The following is an 18,625-nucleotide window of genomic DNA, read 5'->3' as shown; positions in this document are numbered from 1 at the left end:
TTGGCTAAATTGGGGCGGAGGAGCGGCCCCCTCCGGCTATCGGCTGCCTCGGGACGTAGGGCGGTACGGATAAGCGGCAAGCGGATGTGCTGGTGGAGCTGGGGCAGCGCACATTAGCAACATAACTATGATTACGAGGCTTTTGACTGTGCAGCCGCGTCCAACCGCCGCCCCCTCTGGCCGCTTGGCCCAAAGCCGATTAAAAGCGAGGTCGAAACCGGGGGAGCGAACCGTTGCAAAAGATCACATTGCCCGAAAGACCCGACTGGCGCGCCCATGCGCAAGAGGTCGGCTTTACCTTTGCCGATATGCATGGCGAACCCTATTGGGACGAAACCTCGGCCTATGCATTCACCCTCACCCAGATCGAGAATGACATCGAAGACCCTTCGACCGAGCTTCACGCCATGTGCCGTGAAGCCGTGGCCAAGATCATCGCCAGCGAAGAGTTGATGACCCGCCTCGCCATTCCAGATGCCCACCGTGACCTCGTGGCCGACAGCTGGCGCCGGGGCGATCCTGAGATCTATGGCCGTTTCGATCTGGCCTATGACGGCACAAATCCGGCCAAACTGTTGGAATATAACGCAGATACACCGACCTCGCTTTACGAAAGCGCGGCCTTTCAGTGGCAGTGGCTTGAGGACCAGTTGAAAGCGGGCGCATTGCCCGAGGGCACGGATCAGTTCAACGGCATTCATGAGGCCCTGGTCGCCCGCTTTGGCGATGTCTTCGCGCCGGACAGCGATCTGCATTTCACCGCCGTGGCCGACAACCCCGAAGACTACGGCACTGTCGAAGCCATCGGCTGGGCCGCACGGGAGGCGGGGCTGGGCGCGCATTACTGCGATCTCGACAAGATCGGGCTGAGCGACGATGGCCACTTCCTTGATGATCAAGACCGCCGCATTGCCGTCCTGTTCAAACTCTACCCTTGGGAAGACCTGCTGCGCGACAACTACGCCGCCCATATCCAAGGCTGTCTGTTTCTGGAGCCTGCGTGGAAAGCGCTTTTGTCCAACAAGGGCCTTCTGCCGGTGCTGTGGCAGATGTTCGAAGGCCACCCCAATCTGCTGCCCGCGTTTTTCGAGGCTGATGTGGCCGATGCGCTCGCCGGACGCGGCCCCGCCGCCCCCGCCTGCGCCGACGCCTTTGACCGTGCCGCGGCGGAACTGGCCGAGGCGCATGTGCGCAAGCCGATCCTTTCGCGCGAGGGGGCGTCGGTCACAATCCACCAATCTGGCAAGGTGATCGAACAGTCGCAAAACGCCGACTACGCCGAACATCCGCGCATCGTGCAGGCCTATGCCCCGCTGCCCACATTCGACGGTTTCCGCCCGGTGATCGGCTCTTGGATCGTGGGCGAGACCTGCGCGGGCATCGGCATCCGCGAAGACCGATCGCGCATCACGCAGGATTTGTCACGCTTTAAACCGCACTACATTGTGGCATAGCCCACCGCTCCGCCGCCCCTTGGCAGAAAGACCACCATTATGACCAAACGCTCGAAACGGGTTTCCATCGCCATCGTCGGCGCCGCCGCCTTCACCCTTGCCGGCTGTGAGGAGGAAAAGGTCGACGCCGCCGCCTTCCCCGACCTGCAAAGCTGTCTTGCCGACGCCGCGCGTGGCGGGATGTACAGCGAGCAGGAATGCGAAACCGCCTTTGACGCGGCGCAAACCCTTCATGTGGAATCCGCCCCGCGCTACGATAGCCTTGAGGTCTGCGAAGAGCAGCATGGCGAAGGCGCCTGCGGCTCGGAAGAGGCAGCGACCCAAGGCGGATCGGGCGGCATCTTCATGCCCCTGCTGGCGGGCTATCTGATCGGCAATATGATGAGCAACCGCGCCGGCATGGCGGCGGCGCAGCCGCTTTACAAAACCTCCGATGGGCGCTTTACCAATGCCGCGCGCTCCAGCACCTATTCGACAAATCGCGGTGCGGCCAAGCTCAGCACCTCGCAATTTACCCGCCCCAGCACCACCATCGGCAAAACCCCGATGACCCGTGCCACCGCGGCATCGCGCGGCGGCTTTGGTCGGGCGGGCGGATCGCGCGGCTTTGGTGGCTGATCGGCGCTGACGCCTTACTTGCGGCGCAGCACCGCCGCGGCAAGGATCACGATCGCCAGCGACAGCATCGCCACCGCCCAGAATGGATCGTTGCCATGGGGATGCACATGCGCGCCCTCATGCGCCGCCAGCGGTGCGGCAAAGGTGGCGAGGGCGAATGTCAGTTTCTTCATCTCAATCTCCTTGATCTATCACGGTGGACCGGGCGGCCTCAGGCCAGCCCCAGAATCTCACGCGCCTGCTGCGCGGTGGCGACGGGGCGACCGGCCTCTGCGCAGATCTCGGCCGCGCGGGCCACGAGGGCGGCATTGGAGGGGGCGAGGGTCTGTTTGTCCAGCCGGATGTTATCCTCAAGTCCCGTGCGCAGATGGCCCCCCGCGGCGGCGCACCATGCGTTCAACTCGGCCTGATGCCGCCCGATCCCGGCGGCGCACCACGGGATATCGCCGAAGAGCCGTTTGACGGTTTTGATATAGAAATCAAAAACCTCCCGATCCGCTGGCATGGCGTTTTTCACGCCCATGACGAATTGGATATAGGGCCGGGCGGGGATCTTGCCCGCCTCCGCCATCGCCTTGCCCTGTAGGATGTGGCTGAGGTCAAAGACTTCGATCTCGGGCAGCACGCTATAGGTCATCATCTCGCCTGCCAGCCAATCGACAAGCTCGGGCGGGTTCTCATAGACGCGGTTGGGAAAGTTGTTCGACCCCACCGAAAGCGAGGCCATGTCGGGCCGCAGCGGCAGCATCCCGCCCCGGTTCTTGCCCGCGCCCGAACGCCCACCGGTCGAGAATTGCACGATCATGCCGGGGCAATGTTCCCGCAGCCCTTCTTGCAGCCGCGCAAAACGGTCGGGGTCCGCTGTGGGGGTGCCATCGGCGGTGCGCACATGGGCATGGCAGATCGTCGCCCCGGCCTCAAAGGCGGCATGGGTGCTTTCGATCTGTTCGCTAATGTCGATCGGCACCGCCGGATTGTCGGCCTTGGTCGGCAGCGATCCGGTGATGGCCACGCAGATGATGGCAGGAGTATCGGTCATGGGTGTCCTCGGCTTTCTGGAAAATCAATCGGCGCTGTCGCGGGCAAGGGCGATGACACGGCGCAGCGCGGCTTCCGCCGCCGGGCCTGAGCTCTCCCCCTCAGGCCAGTCGTAGAACCCCTTGCCGCTGCGCTTGCCAAGCTGCCCCCGCTCGACCAATGCGGTGAGGCTGGGCGAAGGGTCATGCCGGTCGCAAAGGTCTGGGTAGAGGTATTCGGCGATGCTCAGATGGGTGCCCAGCCCGTTCAGATCGCGCTGGCGGAACGGGCCGGAAAGCGCCATGCGCACGCCGACGGACCATTGCACGATCTCGTCGATCTCCGCCGGGCTGGCGACCCCTTGGTCCACCAAATGCAGGCATTCGCGCATGATGGCATGCTGAATGCGATTGGCCACGAAGCCAGGCGGCGCGTGATCCAGCCGCACGGGCCGCCGGTCCAACCCGCGCAGCAGGGTCATGACCTCGGCACAAAGCCCTTCGGGCGCGTCTTCAGCTGCGACGACTTCGACGGCGGGGATCACATCGCCGGGGTTGAAGAAATGCGTGATCACAGCGCGTTCGGGCCGGGCCATTTCCCCCGTCATCGCTTCCAACCTCAGGCCTGAGGTGTTGGACAAGATCGGCGCACCCTCCGGCACGGCCCCCTCCAATGCGGCGAGCACGCGGCGTTTCAGCGCGAGGTCTTCCGGCACGCATTCCAGCGCGAGATTGGCCTGCCCTGCCTCCTCCAACGCGGCGCAAGCGGTCGACCCCGGCACCGTGGCCAAAAATGTCTCCCGCGCGGCCTCGGTCGGGTCGACCGCTTGGACCCTCCAGCCGTGCTGGCCAAAGAGCCTGCCGATGGATTGGCCCATCGTGCCCGCCCCCACGATGATGATGCTTTTGGCCATATGATCCCCCTCCCGGATATCAGTTGTTTACTTATCACCAGTGCGTAGTGATAAGTAAACAGTGAATAGAAAAAAGGATGCCGCCCGTGACCCAAGCCCCCTCTCCGCGCCATGCGCTCGTCACCGGCGGGGCGCGCAACATCGGCCTTGGCATCGCGCGCAGGCTGCGTGAGGACGGCTGGCGTGTCTTCGTGCTGGATATCGAAGAACCGGAAGAGCCCGCGCTTCGGGCGGATGCGCAGCGGGTGGATCTGACGGACATCGCGGCGACCACGGCTGCCCTCCAACACATCCTCGCGCAGGGGCCGGTCACCTGTCTGGTCAATAACGTCGGCATCGTGAAACCTGCGTCTTTTGACGCTGTCGCCCTCGACGATTTCGACCCGATCATGCATCTGAATCTGCGCCCCAGCATTCTGGCCGCGAAACTGGTCGTGCCGGGGATGCGCGCGGCGGGGGCTGGGCGGATCGTGATGAACACCAGCCGCGTGACCAAGGGCAAGATCGACCGCACGCTCTATTCCGCAAGCAAGGGTGCGATCCAGTCGATGGCGCGGACTTGGGCGCTGGAACTGGCGCGCGACGGGATCACCGTGAACTGCGTCGCCCCCGGCCCCATCGCCACCACCGCCTTTTGGGAGAACAACCCGGAAGACGCGCCGGAAACCCGCGCCATTGTCGATGCGGTGCCGATGGGCCGAATGGGAACACCTGAAGATGTGGCGCAGGCGGTGTCCTTCTTTGCCGATCCGCGCAGCGGCTTTATCACCGGGCAGACGGTCTTTGTCTGTGGCGGCACGGCGGTCGGGTAATCAGCCCTCGGTCTCCAATGCGGCAAGCAGCCTGCGCAGGACCGGATTGCGCGCATCGCGCAAATAGGCCAGCCCGATCCGGCTTTGCACTTTGGCGTCGCGGATCGGCAGGAAGGACACGCCCGCATCCTTCATCCGCGCGGCGGAGGCGGGGACGAAAGCCACCCCGAGACCCGCCGAGACGAAGTTTACGATGGCGGTGAACTGCGGCGCGCGATGGGCCACGCGGGGGGCGAAACCGGCATCGGCGCAGAGTTGATAGGCGCAGGCGGCAAAGCCCATGTCGGGGCCAAGGTGGCTGAAGATGAAACTCTCCTCGCGCAGCGCCGCCATGGCAACGGAAGGCACCTCGGCAAGGCGGTGATCGGGCGGCACGGCCAGCAGGATATCCTCGGTATGAACCGTGCGGGTGGCCAAATCCTCTGGCACGCCGGAAAGCGGCAGGCGCACGAAACCCGCGTCGAGCCTGCCCGCCACGATCTCGGCGATTTGCAGGTCCATGTCCAACTCGCGCAGGATCAGATCCACCTCTGCCGCGCCCGCGCGCAACTCGCGCAGGAGCCGTCCGAGGATCCCCGCGTAGGAGGCCGAGCCGACATAGGCCAATTCGATGCGCCCGCGCTGGCCGTTGCGCGCCGCTTCGGCCAATGCCTCGACCCGCCGGGCCTGTTGCAGCAGGGCGCGGGCCTCGGGCAGCAGCGACTTGCCGAAGTCCGTCAGCATCACCCGGCGGCGGTTGCGCTCAAAGAGAAGCTCACCGCCAAAGGCGGTTTCGAGATGTTTCAGCTGCTGCGTCAGCGCCGGCTGCGCCACGCCGAGCGCGGCCGCCGCTTGACCGAAATGCAGCGTTTCCGCGATGGCGACGAAGACCTCATACTGGCGCAACGTGGCGGTGAGTGGCGTTTCCATGCGGCCCCCTGAACTGACGTCAGAGGGTTTTCACACGCGGGCCGGTGATAAGCAAGTTAGATCACTGGCACCTACCCCTCCGCCGCGCGGGCGCGGCTGCGGCGGGCGTGCAGGGTCTCGGCCTCGGCCAGATCGTCGCTTTCGACCTTAATGGTCTCATGCCCACCGGGGCGCCGTGTACGCTTGCGCCGAAGCGGGCCGCTGTCATCGCTTTCCCGTGGGAGGATCAGCCGGTCGACAAGACTGCGGCGGAGGCCGAGGGTCGAAGTCAGATCGAAGACCCGCGCGGCGACCGCCTCAGCCTCTTGCGGCTGCACCAGCAACTCAAGCCGCGTGACGGGGCGGGATTTCTTGCCCTGCCCGCTGAACATCATGAGATCGACCACGCCCTCCATCTCGCGCAACCGATCCACCGCCGCGCCCAGTTCTTCGCCCGTCATGTCGTCGATATCGCAGGCGAATTGCACAAGACTGTCCTGCGCGATGCCCGCCGTGGCGGTGTCAAAGACGCTCACGCGCAGGATATTCGGCAGGCCTTTCATCACCCGCATCCCCGCGCCCGATCCGGTACAGCGCAGCCGCCCGGGTGGACGGCTGGCAATGGGGCTGCCGCCGGTGAGATGGGCAAGAATCGCGGCCCCGGTGGGTGTCACCCGCTCGCCCGGCACCCCGTCGTCATGCCAATCATAGCCTTGCAAGATCAGCGCCGTGGCGGGCGCGGGCACCGGCAGTTTGCCATGCGCCGTCTCGACCAGCCCGCCGCCAAGAGGCAGCGGCGCGAGCGAGACGGTCGCCCCCGCCAGCGCGGCGCAGATGCTGCCCGCGGCGGTCACATCCATCAGCGCGTCCCAATCCGCGATCTCGTGAAAATGCACCCGGTCGATGGGGATATCATGCACCTGCGCTTCGGCCTCGGCAATCCGATGAAGGATCGCGCAGGCGGCCTCCGCCGTGCCCTCGGACAGCGGTGCGTTCTCTAGCAAGTTCCGCATGGCGCGATAGGTCGTCTCGGCGCCGTGCCGCCTGCCGGCGTCGGGTGCTGTCAGCACCAGCTCAAACCGCCGTGACGTGATGCCCGAGGCGACATGTTCGCTCAGTTCCGCATGGCCCACCTCAGCGGGGAGCACGGCGGCGACATCGGCCAAGGCGCGCTCGGCCAGATCGGGGAAGGCATGCAACATCGCCGCGATGAACATATCCCCCGCCGCCCCGCCAACGGGGTCGAGGTGTAGGTGAAGCCCCTGCCCCTGCATCAATGTCCCTCCGGCCAAGGGTTGCGCAGCAGGCCGCCGTCGAACTGCATCTCATGCAGGTCACCGATCACCTCCAGCCCCGGACGGTCGCGCAGGTCCGGCAGCATCGCCTCGGAGGCATAGAGATACTCAAGCTTCAGCGTGTTGGGAATGCGCAGCAGCCGGACCTTGGTGATATCCTCGGCCCCACAGGTCTTGACCGCCGTCTGGATCGCGGTGCGGTCGCAGGGCATGACCATCGGGATTTTCGACTGTTTTAGCACCTGCGAGGTGATGGCATTGGCATAGACCGCCTCGCGGTCAAAATCCTGCTCCAACCGCTGCGTGATCACATCCGCCCGCGCCGCGCCATTGCCGTTGCCATTGCTGCGCGGCGACAGGCCAAGCGCCACCAACCGCGAGATATGCAGATGGACCTGCATCTTCTCGCTCGAAAACCGATGGGTGATATTGGGGTCCATCCCGGTGCCTGAGAACTCCTTGCCGATCTCATCCACCACCAGCACATCCAGATCGCCCGAGGCCGAAGGCGCATCCAGCGGCCCCAGCGGCAGGCGAGGCATGTTGCGCATCGCCTCTTGCAGATAGGGGGCTTCGGCCTCCAGCATCCCGTCGCTGTCAAGCGCCACGACCTGCGCCAGCCCGTCATAGGCATTCTCAATCGTGCCGATCCCGAAAAGCACCTTGCAGCGTTCCAGTTTCATCCGCGCCATTTTGGCCACGAAGATGCCGACGTTATCGATGCCGCGCGAATGGCAGGTCTCGGCCCCCGATTGCTTGCCCAACCCGATCGAGAGCATTTTGGCCAGCCCGCTTTCGTTTGGCGCGCGGAAAGAGGTATGCGGCTTGATCCGGTTGAACAGGATAATCCCATCGGCGGCATTGGCGTGGCGGTCCATCCGCACCGACATGCCGTTGTCGAGCACGCCGATCTCATCGGTTTCCATCGAAGAGCGGATTTCGCAACCGAGGCTCGCTTCGGTCACGCCCAGTTTCGCCAGCAGCGCGGTCTGCCCCTCTGCGGTGGCGCCGCCGTGGCTGCCCATGGCGGGCACGACGAAGGGATGCGCCCCCCGCGCGCGGACTTCGGCCACGATGGCGGCCAGCAGTTCCGGCAGGTTCGCCAGCCCGCGGCTGCCTGCGGTGATGGCGATGGACATGCCCGGTTTGATCTTGCCCGTGCAATCGGCCTGCATCGCCTCTGCCACGGCGGCGCGCGGGTCGTCGATCTGGGTCGCGGCAAAGGTCTGACGGCAAAGCGCCATGCGCGGCAGCGGCGTATCCTCGACCAGTTTCACATAGTTCGGTTTCATCTGCGCTGTCCCCTTCGACATCTGTTACCCCGTGACCCCAATCGGCCAAGGCGCGAATTCCTCTTCGCCCACGCCGAGCGCTTCGGACTTGCTTTGCTCGCCCGAGGCGATGGCAAGGATGCGCTCGAAAATCGCTTGGCCCAATTCCTCTAGGCTTTGGTCGCCGTCGATCACGGTGCCGCAGTTGATGTCCATATCGTCCTGCATCTTGGTGAACATCGGCGTGTTGGAGGCGAGTTTGATCGTCGGCGAGGGGTAAGAGCCAAAGCAGGACCCGCGCCCGGTGGTAAAGCAGATCAGGTTCGCACCCCCCGCGATCTGCCCGGTGGCCGAGACGGGATCGAAGCCGGGCGTATCCATGAAGACCAGCCCCTTTTGCGTCACGGGTTCGGCATAGCGGTAGACCTCCATCAGCCCCGTGCTGCCGCTTTTCTTGGCCCCGCCGAGCGATTTTTCCAGCACATTTGCCAGCCCGCCGGCCTGATTGCCGGGGCTGACCACGCCGTTGATCTGCGTGTCGCGGCCCTTGGTATAGTCCAGCCACCAATCCATGCGTTCGACCAGCTTGCGCCCCACCGCTTCACTGCGGGCGCGCCGGGTCAGCAGGTGTTCGACGCCGAAAATCTCGGGCGTTTCCGACAGGATCGCCGTGCCGCCGTTGCGCACGAGGATATCCGCCGCCGCCCCCAGACCGGGGTTGGCCGAGAGCCCCGAAAGCCCGTCCGACCCGCCGCATTGCATCCCGATGGTGATATGTTCCGCCGAACAGGGCGCGCGCCGGACGGCATTGGCCTGATCCAGCATTTCGCGCACCGCTTCTTTGCCTTCGGCAATCGCGCGGGCCGTGCCGCCGACATGTTGCATGGTGACGCAGCGCAGCATCTTGCCCTCGGCCAACCCCTCCTCCTCAAAAAATTGGGCGAGGTTGTTGCGCTCACAACCCAGCGACAGGACCACGGCCCCGGCCAGATTGGGGTGGCGGATATAACCGGAGAGCGTGCGGCGCAGCAGGTCCATCGGCTCGCCCGTAAGCTCCATCCCGCAACCGGATTCGTGGATGAAGGGGATCACCCCGTCGACGTTCTCCCATGCCTCCATCCGCTCTTCGTCAAAGTAATTGGCGATCTTGCGCGCCACGGTGGCCGAGCAGTTCACGGTGACGAAAAGCCCGATGTAGTTGCGCGTGCCCACCCGGCCATTCGCGCGGCGGATGCCCATGAACTGGGCGCGCTCTTGCGGTGGCAGCAGCTTGGTCGGGGTATAATCGCGGGCAAAGGCATAGTCTTTGTCGACCGCGTCGAACTTGATGTTATGGCTGTGCAACCAATCGCCTGCGGCGATCTCTTCTGCCGCATAGCCGATCACCGTGTCGAATTTTAGGATCGGCGCGCCGCGCTGGATCGGGCGGATCGCGATCTTGTGACCTTGGGGCGTATCATGGTTGGCACGCAGCCCGTCTTGCGGCAATACCGCGCCACGGGGAACCGCCGCGGTTGCCACGACCACGTTATCTGTCGGTGACAGCAGCATCACCTTTGCGCGTCTGTCCTCTTGCATGGTCTGGCTGTCCATCGGATGCTCCCCTCCCTCGGGTGTCGAAAAAACCGCTTCGGTAAGATGTCATTAACTGATATATTAGATTTAACAGCTATGGAAGAGCCCGCATGACCGCATCGAAGAAACCCGCCGCGCAGAGCGCACAGACCCTTGCCAAAAGCATCCTTGGCGGTGGGGCCGACTTGGGACTGTTCGAGGGCGGGCCGACGGGGCGCGGGGTTTACGCCACGCTGCGCGATCAGATCGTAAGGCTCGACCTGCCGCCCGGCACGCCGCTGCTGCGCGCCGAACTGGCCGAGACCCATGGCGTCAGCCTGACGCCGCTGCGCGACGCGTTACAACAGCTTGCGAAAGAGGGGCTGGTCAAAATCTACCCCCAGTCGCGCACATTGGTCACGCCGATCGACATGTCGGCGATCCGCGAGGCGCAGTTCATGCGCATCGCGCTGGAAACCGAAGTCGTGCGCCGCTTGGCTGCCGAAATCGCGCCCGAAGCCCTAACCCGTCTGCGCAGCATCGTCGCCTTGCAAAGCAGCATTTCGGACCAGCCCGGCGATGTGCCGACCTTTCAGGAGTTGGACGAGGTGTTTCACCAGACCCTCTTCGTGGCGGCGGGTCATGTGCAAAGCCAGCGCATCATGCGCAGCCATGCGGGTCATTTGGAACGCCTGCGCCGCCTGCATCTGGACGACATCGATGAGGCGGGACGCATTCTGAACAACAAGGACGTGATCGGCGGCCACAGCCGGATCCTCGACGGGATCGAAGCGGGCGATGCGCCTGCGGCGATGGAGGCGCTGCGCCAGCACCTGCAACGCACCGTCGACCGGATGACCGAGAAACGGGCGGCTTTCCCGGAGTATTTCACCCCGGAAAAGCCCTGACTCAGCGGTTGTTGGCCTTGCGCCACGCGGCGAACTTATCAAGGTTCTCTTGCTTAGTGCCGGGGTAGAGCCCGATGATCCCGGCGCCATCCTTGACCTGCTCCACCACGAAATCCTCATAGGCGGTCATCTCGATGGCCTCTTCGGCCACCTCTTCGGCGATATCCGCAGGGATGATGATCACGCAGTCGTCGTCGCCCACCACGATATCACCGGGAAAGACCGGGGCATCGCCGCAGCCCACGGGGCAGTTGATCTCAATCGCCTCATGCAGCGTCAGGTTGGTGGGGCTGGAGGGGCGTGCGTGATAGGCGGGGATCTCAAGCGCGCCGATGGTCGCCGCATCGCGCAGGCCCCCGTCAGTCACCACACCTGCCGCGCCGCGCATCATCAGCCGTGTGATCAGGATGTCACCGGCGCTGGCGGCGCGGGCATCCTTGCGGCTGTCCATCACCAACACATGGCCCTCGGGGCAGGTCTCGATCGCGACGCGCTGCGGATGTTCGGGATTGCGGAATTCGACCAGTTGGTTGCGGTCTTCGCGGGCGGGCATATAGCGCAGTGTAAAGGCGGGGCCGACCATGTTGCGCCCCTTGGCGGCCACCGGGCCGACCCCCTGCACCACCTGATTGCGCAGCCCGCGCTTGTACAGCGCCGTCGCCAATGTCGCGACCGAGACCGCTTGAAGTTTCTCGCGTAGTTCGGGGCTCATGCCGCCTCTCCCTTCAGTTGATTGTCTTTCACGAATTGATCCAGCACCGCCTGCTGCTGTTCCGTCAGCGGCCATGCGGAAGGCGGGCGCGTGGGGCCGCAATCCTGTCCGATGGCCATAAGGGCGGCTTTAACGCCGGTGACATTGGTGCCGTTATGCTCTTCCGCGCGGATGTCCTCAAAGGCGCGCATCCTGGCGATGAGGCGGTTCGCTTCGCCGTAGTCGCCTGCGTCGAGTGCCGCGTGGATGGCGACCGAGCGCTCGGGCCAGACGTTGATGAGGCCCGAGGTGAAGCCCCGCGCCCCCACGGCATAGAGCGGCGGCGCCCAGACCTCGGCCAGACCGCCGACCCAGACGATGTCTTTCGGCGCCGCTTCGATCGCGCGGGCAAGGTTCAAGGGGTTCGGCGTGGCCCATTTGACGCCCTTCACCCCGTCGACCTCACACAGCCGCGCGATGCCCTCGGGCCCCATCGCGTCATTGCGCAGGTACAGCATCACCGGCAGCCCGCCCGAGGCATCCCGCACCGCGCGCACATAATCGACCGTACCGCGGGGGGAGACGAAGGGATCGGGCGGTTGGTGGATCATCAGCGCATCCGCCCCCGCCTCGGCGCTTGCCTTGGCCAGCGCACAGGCATCGCGAATGCCGCGCCCGACCCCCGCGAGCAGCGGCGCGCGGCCATCGACCATCTGCGCCACCTCGCGCACCATGGTGCAGGCCTCGTCATTGGTCAGCGCGTAGTATTCGCCGGTATTGCCGTTCACCACCGGGATATGCACCCCGGCGGCAAGCGCGCGGTCAATGATCGGCGCCAGCTTGCGCGGCGCGATCTCTCCGCCCGCGTCATAGGGGGTCACGAGGATGCCCGAGATGCCGGTAAGCGCTTTCGAAAGATCATGTGTCATTGCCAGCCCCTCTCAGAAGATATCCGGCTCGCCCGCCGCTTGGCCGAAGCCCGCGGTAAGGTAGTCGAAGTCGCAGCCCTGATCGGCCTGCCCCACATGGCGCTGGAACATATAGCCCCACCCCCGCTCGAACCGTGGCTCGGGCGCTTTCCACGCGGCGCGGCGGGCGGCGAGTTCGTCCTCCTCCACCAGCATGTCGAGGGTGCGGGCCTCAAGATCCATGCGCACGATGTCCCCCGTCTTCAGCAGCGCCAGCGGCCCGCCTACGAAAGACTCCGGCGCGACATGCAGGATGCAAGCGCCGTAAGAGGTGCCCGACATCCGCGCATCCGAGATCCGCAGCATGTCGCGGTGCCCCTGTTTCAGCAGCGCCTTGGGCATCGGCAGCATCCCCCATTCCGGCATCCCCGGCCCGCCCTGCGGGCCGGCGTTGCGCAGCACCAGCACATGGTCGGGCGTCACATCGAGGTTTTCGTCGTCAATGGCGGCCTTCATCTCGGGGTAGCTGTCAAAGACCAGCGCCGGACCTTCGTGGCGGTGGAATTTCGGGTCGCAGGCCGCCGGTTTGATCACCGCGCCATTGGGGCAAAGGTTGCCCTTGAGCACGGCAAGCGAGCCTTCTTTATAGACCGGGTTCGACAGGGGCCGGATCACGTCGTCATTATAGACAGGCGCATTCGCGATCCCCTCCTCCAGCGGTTTGCCGGTGCAGGTGATGGCCGACCGGTCAAGCTTGTCGCCCAACTGGTCCATCAGCGCCCGCAGCCCGCCCGCGAAGTAGAAATCTTCCATCAGATATTCGCTGCTACCCAAGGGGCGGATATTGGCGATCAGCGGCGTGATGCGGCCCAGAGCGTCGAGATCGCTCAACTCCAGCGCCACACCGGCGCGGCGCGCCATGGCCAAGAGATGCACCACCGCGTTGGTCGAACAGCCCGTCGCCATCGCCACCGTGGCCGCGTTCTGCACGGCGGCGGGGGTGATGATCTTGTCCGGTGTCAGGTCCTCCCAAACCATATCGACGATGCGCCGCCCGCAAGAGGCGCTCATCCGTTTGTGCCCCGCATCCGCAGCGGGGATCGAGGTCGCCCCCGGCAGGGTCAGCCCCATCGCCTCGGCAATCGCCGTCATGGTGGAGGCGGTGCCCATCGTCATGCAATGCCCGTAGGACCGCGCAATGCCGCCTTCGACGCCGACCCATTCCTCGGCCGAGATCGTGCCCGCGCGGCGTTCGTCCCAGAACTTCCAGGCGTCCGAGCCAGAGCCAAGCGCCCGGCCCGCGTAATTGCCCCGCAGCATCGGCCCCGCGGGCAAGAAGATGAACGGCACCCCTGCGCTGATCGCCCCCATGGTCAGACCGGGCGTGGATTTGTCACAGCCGCCCATGAGCACCACACCGTCAAGCGGGTGCGAGCGGATCGTCTCCTCGGTCTCCATCGCGATCATATTGCGGTAGAGCATCGAAGTCGGCTTGGTGAAGCTCTCGTCGATCGAGATCGTCGGAATCTCAAGCCCCAGCCCCCCGGCCTGCGCGATTCCCTTCTTCACGTCCTCCGCGCGGTCGCGGAAATGAAGATGGCAGGGGTTCATCTCGGACCAAGTGTTCAGGATGCCGATCACCGGGCGGCCTTCCCAATCCTCGGGGCCCAGACCCATCTGCATCATGCGCGACCGATGGCCAAAGCTGCGCAGATCGTCGGGGGCGAACCAGCGCGCGCTGCGCAGCTGATCGGCGGTTTTCTTGGTCTCGGTCATGGATTCCTCGCCAGCTAAAACATCATCACAAAAAGGTTGGAAAACACATCTTGCTCGAACTGATATATTACCGTATCACCCCAATTGTCGATACCATTTGAGGGAGGAGCCGCGAAAATGTCGGGAAAACCACTGAAACACACGCTCCGCCCCGGCAGCCGCCTGTCGGGCTTTTGGCTCTCGCTTTGCTCCCCTACGGTGACCGAGATCGCGGCGGGCAGCGGGATCGACTGGCTGCTGCTCGATATGGAGCATGCGCCCAACGACCTGAGCCAAATCACCGACCATCTGCGCGCCGCAGGCAGTGCCAATCCCGATGCGCAGATGATCGTGCGGATGCCCTCTTCCGATCAGACGATGACCAAACGGCTGCTGGATATCGGCGTGCGCAACCTGATGTTTCCGATGATCCAGACGGCCGAGGCCGCCCGCCAAGCCGTATCATGGACCCGCTACCCGCCCGAAGGGCTGCGCGGCATCTCGGCCACGATCCGCGCCAATGATTACGCGCGGCAAACCGATTACCTCAGCACCTATGCAGAGGCGCAATGCGTGATCGTGCAGGTCGAAACCCCCGAAGCGGTGGCCGAAATCCCCGCCATTGCCGCCGTGCCGGGGGTCGATGCGATCTTTATCGGGCCGGGGGATCTCTCCTCCGCGATGGGCCATACTGGCGACCCGATGCACCCCGATGTCCAAGAGAAAATCCGCGAGACGGTCGAAGCCATCCATGCCGCCGGGCTGCCTGCGGGCATCCTCGGCTATGGTGCCGATCTTGCGCAACGGTACTTTGATGAGGGTATCGAATTCGTCGCCATCGCGGGCGACGCCTGGCTGCTCACGCGGCAGATGGATGCGCTGGTGCAGACCATGGCGCAGCCCTCCCCCACTTTGACACAGCAAACCCATAAGGATGGATCATGACCGCAGACAGCAAGAGATTTCACCCCCACGGCAAGCATCTGATCGCCGGCGAATGGGTCGGCGGCGGAGAGACCTTCGCCAATTCCCCCGCCACCGGCGAAAGCGACGAATTCCAAAGCGGCACCCCGGCGCATGTGGACCGTGCCTGCCAAGCGGCGGAGGAGGCCTTTTGGTCCTACGCCTATGCCAGCCGCGAGATCCGCGCCGCCTTCCTCGACACCATCGCGGATGAGATGGAGGCCCGGGCCGAGACCATTACCGAGATCGGCACCCGCGAATCCGGCCTGCCCGAAGCCCGCCTTCAGGGAGAGCGGGGGCGGACAACCGGGCAGCTGCGCCTCTTTGCCGATCACATCCGCAAAGGCGCGCATCTGGACCGGCGCGTCGACGGCGCCCTGCCCGAACGCCAGCCGATGCCGCGCCCGGATATCCGCATGATCCAGCGCCCCATCGGGCCGGTTGCAGTCTTCGGCGCGTCGAACTTCCCGCTGGCCTTCTCCACCGCGGGCGGCGACACCGCCGCGGCGCTGGCGGCGGGCTGTCCGGTCGTGGTCAAGGGCCACTCCGCCCACCCCGGCACCGGTGAGATCGTGGCCGAAGCGATCCACGCGGCGATCCAGAAATGCGGCATCCACCCCGGCGTCTTCTCCCTGATCCACGCCAATAGCCGCGAGGTGGGCCAGACGCTGGTGCAGCATCCGCTCATTAAGGCCGTAGGCTTCACCGGATCGCTCGGCGGGGGGCGCGCGCTCTTTGATCTTTGCGCCCGACGCCCCGAACCGATCCCCTTCTTTGGCGAGTTGGGGTCGGTGAACCCGATGTTCGTTCTGGCCGAGGCCGCCCGCAACCGCGGCGCTGAGATTGGCGCGGGCTGGGCCGGGTCGCTGACCATGGGCGCGGGGCAGTTCTGCACCAACCCCGGCATCGCAATCGTGGCCAAGGGGGCCGAAGGCGACGCATTCGTCGCCGCCGCGAAAGAGGCGCTGGAGCAGGTCGGCCCGCAGGTCATGCTGACCGATGGCATCGCCGAAGCCTACCGCGACGGCAAGGAACGTTTCACTGGGCGCAACGCCGTCCGCGCGCTGGTCAGCAACGACAGCGAAGGCCGCGCCGCCCAGCCAAACCTGTTTGAAACCGACGCCGATACCTACCTGCAAGACCACGCGCTTGGGGAGGAGGTCTTTGGCCCCTTGGGTCTGGTGCTGCGGGTGTCCTCGGGCGATGAGATGCAAGAGCTTGCCAAAGGGTTCGAGGGGCAATTGACCACGACGCTCCAGATGGACGAAGGCGACACCGACGCCGCCAAGGCGCTGATGCCCATTCTTGAGCGCAAGGCGGGCCGGGTGCTGGTGAACGGTTTCCCCACCGGGGTCGAGGTTTGTGACGCCATGGTGCATGGCGGCCCCTACCCGGCCTCCACCAACTTCGGCGCGACTTCCGTCGGCACCATGGCGATCCGCCGCTTCCTGCGACCCGTGTCCTACCAAAACCTGCCCGAGGCGCTATTGCCCGAAGACCTGCGCGGGGCTTCGGCATGAGCGGCGGGTTGATCGGCCCCGTCGCCGTGCTCGACGCGATGCCGCAGGACATGCAAGACAAGGTGCGCGGCTATGCCGAAGGGCTCGACCTGCGCTTTGCGGCCTCCTTCTCGGAAGAAGCCTTTGCCGAAGCGGTAAAGGGGGCAGCCTATATCGTCCCACGCGGGCGGGGGCTTCCGGCCGAGGTCTTGCGGGGGGCCGATAGCGTGCGCCTCGTGCATCAATGGGGCACGGGGTATGACAAAATTCCCTTGGATGTCGCGCGCGAGATGGGTGTTCCGGTCGCCCGCAGCCCCGGGGTCAACGCGCCTACCATCGCGGATCTGACCATCGGCATGATGATCGCGGCGCTGCGCCGCATCCCGCTGCACTACAACAACACCCGCGCGGGCAAATGGATCGTGCCCGAGATCGTTCCCGGGGCGCGGGATCTCAGCAGTCAGAAGGTTGGGCTGATCGGCTTTGGCGCCATTGGGCAGCTTGTCGCGAAACGGCTGACGGGCTTTGACTGCGAGGTGCTCTACTACCGCCGGTCGGGGCCAGCCGAAGGCACCAGCGCGCACTATGCCGAGCGCGATGAAATCCTTGAGACCTGCGATATCGTCAGCCTGCACATGCCGCTGACCGATGCGTCACACCACACCATCGGGGCGGCGGAACTGGCGCGGATGAAATCGGATGCGCTTTTGGTGAACACCGGGCGCGGCGGGCTGATCGACGAGGCGGCCCTGATCGACACGTTGACCCACAAGCGCATCGCCGGGGCGGCATTGGATGTCTTTACCCAAGAACCGGTGGAGCCGGACAACCCGCTGCTGCGTCTTGATAATGTCCTGCCGCTGCCGCATATCGGCGGCCATAGTGAGGACAACCTCAAACGGATGGTTGGCCATTGGGCGGGCAACATCCGCGCCTTCCACGAAGGGCGCGGCATCGACGAGGCCTGCCTCGTGACCTGAAGGCTGCCCCCGGCCTGACCACTCAGGCCGGGGCGCTGCTTAGTCTTCGAGCGGCACGGGCATCAGGATCTTATTGGTCTGGCTCACCAAATACCCCGCCTCGGCGCTTTTCTTGAGATAGGCCTGCCACTCAGGATCCGCCGCCATCTGCGCCCGACGGGCGGCACGGTCGGCAGCGTCCTTATAGGCCCAGATATGCACGAAGGAATTCACGTCCCCCGTCTCGACCTGCGCATAGATCACCGGCTCGCCCAAGATGCGGCGCTGCGCCGGAAAGCCGAATTCGGCATAGAGCGCGAGGTGTTTTTTGATCGTGCCGGGGCGGCAACAATAGGTCCGGTGGTCGTAGATCATGGGGTGGTCTTTCTGCTTGCTTGGGTCATGCGATACCGGCGTGGTCGGTGATCCGGGCCCGCGCCTGCAAAAGGTGATAGGCCATCGACACGCCTGCGACTTCGCTGTCGCCCGCGCGGATCGCTTCGAGAATTTCCCGATGTTCGCTGATCACCACGTCGATCCGCGCCTGAGATCCTTGGCGGGTCAGCTTTTGCGCCACGTCGATCCCCTGTTCGATCGAACCGCGGGCGCAATCGAGCATCTGCACGAAGACCTCATTGCCCGATGCCGCCGCGATGGCGCGGTGGAATTGGTAATCGGCGTCAAAGGACGGATCGCGCGCCTGCATCGATGCCTCTAGCGTCTGCAGGGCTGCCTCGATCCGGGCGATATCCTTGGGGCTAGCACGCTGCGCGGCCATGCGGGCGGTGGCTTTCTCGATCGTGATCCGCGCTTCCATCGCGCGCATCAGCCCGGCGACGGAACCCGCCGTGGCATATTCGATCAGCTTTTCCGAAGGCCGCCGCCGCACGAAGGTGCCCACGCCGCGCCGCGCTTCGACCAGACCGTCCTCTTGCAGCTTGCGCAGCGCCTCACGCACCACGGGGCGCGACACGCCAAAGGCGGTGGCGATCTGGTTTTCCGAAGGCAGCTTTTCCCCCTGCACCAGCTTGTTCGACACGATCTGCTCAAGAACCTGCCCGTAGAGCTGGTCGGCCAAGGTCTGGCGTTTCTTGATCTTCAGTTTCGGTGCTGTCACCGG

The 18,625-nt window shown here is 64.9% G+C and carries 19 protein-coding genes; 7 read left to right on the top strand and 12 right to left on the bottom strand.

Annotated elements, in window-relative coordinates:
- The first annotated feature begins 233 nt into the window (after window positions 1–233).
- Both ACGYLD_RS13930 and ACGYLD_RS13925 read left to right on the top strand, forming a co-directional pair.
- A complete protein-coding gene (locus ACGYLD_RS13930) occupies window positions 234–1,454 on the top strand; it encodes a glutathionylspermidine synthase family protein (protein WP_394402887.1) in 1,221 nt (406 codons plus the stop codon).
- Between the two features lie 39 nt (window positions 1,455–1,493).
- Entirely contained in the window at window positions 1,494–2,072 is a 579-nt protein-coding gene (locus ACGYLD_RS13925) for a DUF1190 domain-containing protein (RefSeq protein ID WP_067267677.1), read from the top strand.
- A gap of 14 nt (window positions 2,073–2,086) precedes the next feature.
- Here ACGYLD_RS13925 and ACGYLD_RS13920 read toward each other — a convergent pair whose 3' ends face one another.
- Genes ACGYLD_RS13920 through ACGYLD_RS13910 form a run of 3 tightly spaced genes read right to left on the bottom strand, consistent with a single transcriptional unit; the run spans window position 2,087 to window position 4,002 of the window.
- Complete coding sequence (locus tag ACGYLD_RS13920; protein ID WP_073037890.1) at window positions 2,087–2,245, bottom strand: peptidase M23; 159 nt, start codon at window positions 2,243–2,245, stop codon at window positions 2,087–2,089.
- A 38-nt stretch (window positions 2,246–2,283) separates the two neighbouring features.
- Complete coding sequence (locus tag ACGYLD_RS13915) at window positions 2,284–3,111, bottom strand: 3-keto-5-aminohexanoate cleavage protein (protein ID WP_271694003.1); 828 nt, start codon at window positions 3,109–3,111, stop codon at window positions 2,284–2,286.
- A gap of 24 nt (window positions 3,112–3,135) precedes the next feature.
- On the bottom strand, window positions 3,136–4,002 hold the full coding sequence (locus ACGYLD_RS13910; RefSeq protein ID WP_271694002.1) for a 3-hydroxyacyl-CoA dehydrogenase NAD-binding domain-containing protein: 867 nt from the start codon (window positions 4,000–4,002) through the stop codon (window positions 3,136–3,138).
- 86 nt (window positions 4,003–4,088) lie between these two features.
- Here ACGYLD_RS13910 and ACGYLD_RS13905 point away from each other — a divergent pair, with 86 nt between their 5' ends.
- The gene (locus ACGYLD_RS13905) at window positions 4,089–4,814 is read left to right on the top strand and encodes an SDR family NAD(P)-dependent oxidoreductase (protein WP_271694001.1); all 726 of its coding nucleotides are present in this window, start codon (window positions 4,089–4,091) and stop codon (window positions 4,812–4,814) included.
- On the opposite strand, the gene ACGYLD_RS13900 is transcribed toward ACGYLD_RS13905, so the two are convergent.
- The 4 genes from ACGYLD_RS13900 to ACGYLD_RS13885 form a co-directional block, all read right to left on the bottom strand.
- Entirely contained in the window at window positions 4,815–5,723 is a 909-nt protein-coding gene (locus ACGYLD_RS13900) for a LysR family transcriptional regulator (protein WP_271694000.1), read from the bottom strand.
- 71 nt (window positions 5,724–5,794) lie between these two features.
- The gene (locus ACGYLD_RS13895) at window positions 5,795–6,976 is read right to left on the bottom strand and encodes a LarC family nickel insertion protein (RefSeq protein WP_276154039.1); all 1,182 of its coding nucleotides are present in this window, start codon (window positions 6,974–6,976) and stop codon (window positions 5,795–5,797) included.
- Window positions 6,976–8,289, bottom strand: a complete 1,314-nt coding sequence (locus ACGYLD_RS13890; RefSeq protein WP_276155513.1) for a lactate racemase domain-containing protein — start codon at window positions 8,287–8,289, stop codon at window positions 6,976–6,978. The genes ACGYLD_RS13895 and ACGYLD_RS13890 overlap by 1 nt, the downstream gene beginning before the upstream one ends.
- 24 nt (window positions 8,290–8,313) lie before the next feature.
- Window positions 8,314–9,861, bottom strand: a complete 1,548-nt coding sequence (locus tag ACGYLD_RS13885) for a UxaA family hydrolase (RefSeq protein WP_271693997.1) — start codon at window positions 9,859–9,861, stop codon at window positions 8,314–8,316.
- Between the two features lie 92 nt (window positions 9,862–9,953).
- Here ACGYLD_RS13885 and ACGYLD_RS13880 point away from each other — a divergent pair, with 92 nt between their 5' ends.
- Window positions 9,954–10,730, top strand: coding sequence for a GntR family transcriptional regulator (locus tag ACGYLD_RS13880; protein WP_394402883.1), 777 nt, complete (start codon window positions 9,954–9,956; stop codon window positions 10,728–10,730).
- A 1-nt stretch (window position 10,731) separates the two neighbouring features.
- On the opposite strand, the gene ACGYLD_RS13875 is transcribed toward ACGYLD_RS13880, so the two are convergent.
- The 3 genes from ACGYLD_RS13875 to araD are packed head-to-tail and all read right to left on the bottom strand — an operon-like array spanning window position 10,732 to window position 14,105.
- The gene (locus tag ACGYLD_RS13875; RefSeq protein WP_271693995.1) at window positions 10,732–11,442 is read right to left on the bottom strand and encodes a ribonuclease activity regulator RraA; all 711 of its coding nucleotides are present in this window, start codon (window positions 11,440–11,442) and stop codon (window positions 10,732–10,734) included.
- Window positions 11,439–12,350, bottom strand: coding sequence for a dihydrodipicolinate synthase family protein (locus ACGYLD_RS13870; protein WP_271693994.1), 912 nt, complete (start codon window positions 12,348–12,350; stop codon window positions 11,439–11,441). Before ACGYLD_RS13870 ends, ACGYLD_RS13875 begins: the two co-directional genes overlap by 4 nt.
- A 12-nt stretch (window positions 12,351–12,362) precedes the next feature.
- Window positions 12,363–14,105, bottom strand: a complete 1,743-nt coding sequence (gene araD, locus ACGYLD_RS13865) for an L-arabinonate dehydratase (RefSeq protein ID WP_271693993.1) — start codon at window positions 14,103–14,105, stop codon at window positions 12,363–12,365.
- Window positions 14,106–14,222: 117 nt separating this feature from the next.
- Between araD and ACGYLD_RS13860 the strand changes: the two genes are divergently transcribed.
- From ACGYLD_RS13860 to ACGYLD_RS13850, 3 genes are read left to right on the top strand one after another with little or no spacing between them, the layout of a single operon-like run.
- Complete coding sequence (locus ACGYLD_RS13860) at window positions 14,223–15,029, top strand: HpcH/HpaI aldolase/citrate lyase family protein (RefSeq protein WP_271693992.1); 807 nt, start codon at window positions 14,223–14,225, stop codon at window positions 15,027–15,029.
- Window positions 15,026–16,567: an aldehyde dehydrogenase (NADP(+)) gene (locus ACGYLD_RS13855; RefSeq protein WP_394402880.1), complete on the top strand. Its 1,542-nt coding sequence runs from the start codon at window positions 15,026–15,028 to the stop codon at window positions 16,565–16,567. The genes ACGYLD_RS13860 and ACGYLD_RS13855 overlap by 4 nt, the downstream gene beginning before the upstream one ends.
- Window positions 16,564–17,526 carry a 2-hydroxyacid dehydrogenase gene (locus tag ACGYLD_RS13850; protein WP_271693989.1) on the top strand — a complete coding sequence of 321 codons (963 nt, stop codon included), beginning with the start codon at window positions 16,564–16,566 and terminating at the stop codon, window positions 17,524–17,526. The genes ACGYLD_RS13855 and ACGYLD_RS13850 overlap by 4 nt, the downstream gene beginning before the upstream one ends.
- A 39-nt stretch (window positions 17,527–17,565) precedes the next feature.
- Here the strand turns inward: ACGYLD_RS13850 and ACGYLD_RS13845 are convergent, their stop codons facing one another.
- Both ACGYLD_RS13845 and ACGYLD_RS13840 read right to left on the bottom strand, forming a co-directional pair.
- The gene (locus ACGYLD_RS13845; RefSeq protein ID WP_271693988.1) at window positions 17,566–17,880 is read right to left on the bottom strand and encodes an NIPSNAP family protein; all 315 of its coding nucleotides are present in this window, start codon (window positions 17,878–17,880) and stop codon (window positions 17,566–17,568) included.
- Between the two features lie 25 nt (window positions 17,881–17,905).
- Window positions 17,906–18,622, bottom strand: a complete 717-nt coding sequence (locus ACGYLD_RS13840; protein ID WP_209219268.1) for a FadR/GntR family transcriptional regulator — start codon at window positions 18,620–18,622, stop codon at window positions 17,906–17,908.
- Between the last annotated feature and the right edge of the window lie 3 nt (window positions 18,623–18,625).

The organism is Sulfitobacter sp. 1A12056, assembly GCF_043558125.1.
Taxonomy (GTDB): domain Bacteria; phylum Pseudomonadota; class Alphaproteobacteria; order Rhodobacterales; family Rhodobacteraceae; genus Sulfitobacter; species Sulfitobacter faviae.
The sequence above is the reverse complement of the archived record's forward strand: the minus strand, read 5'-3'. Positions and strand labels throughout refer to the sequence as shown.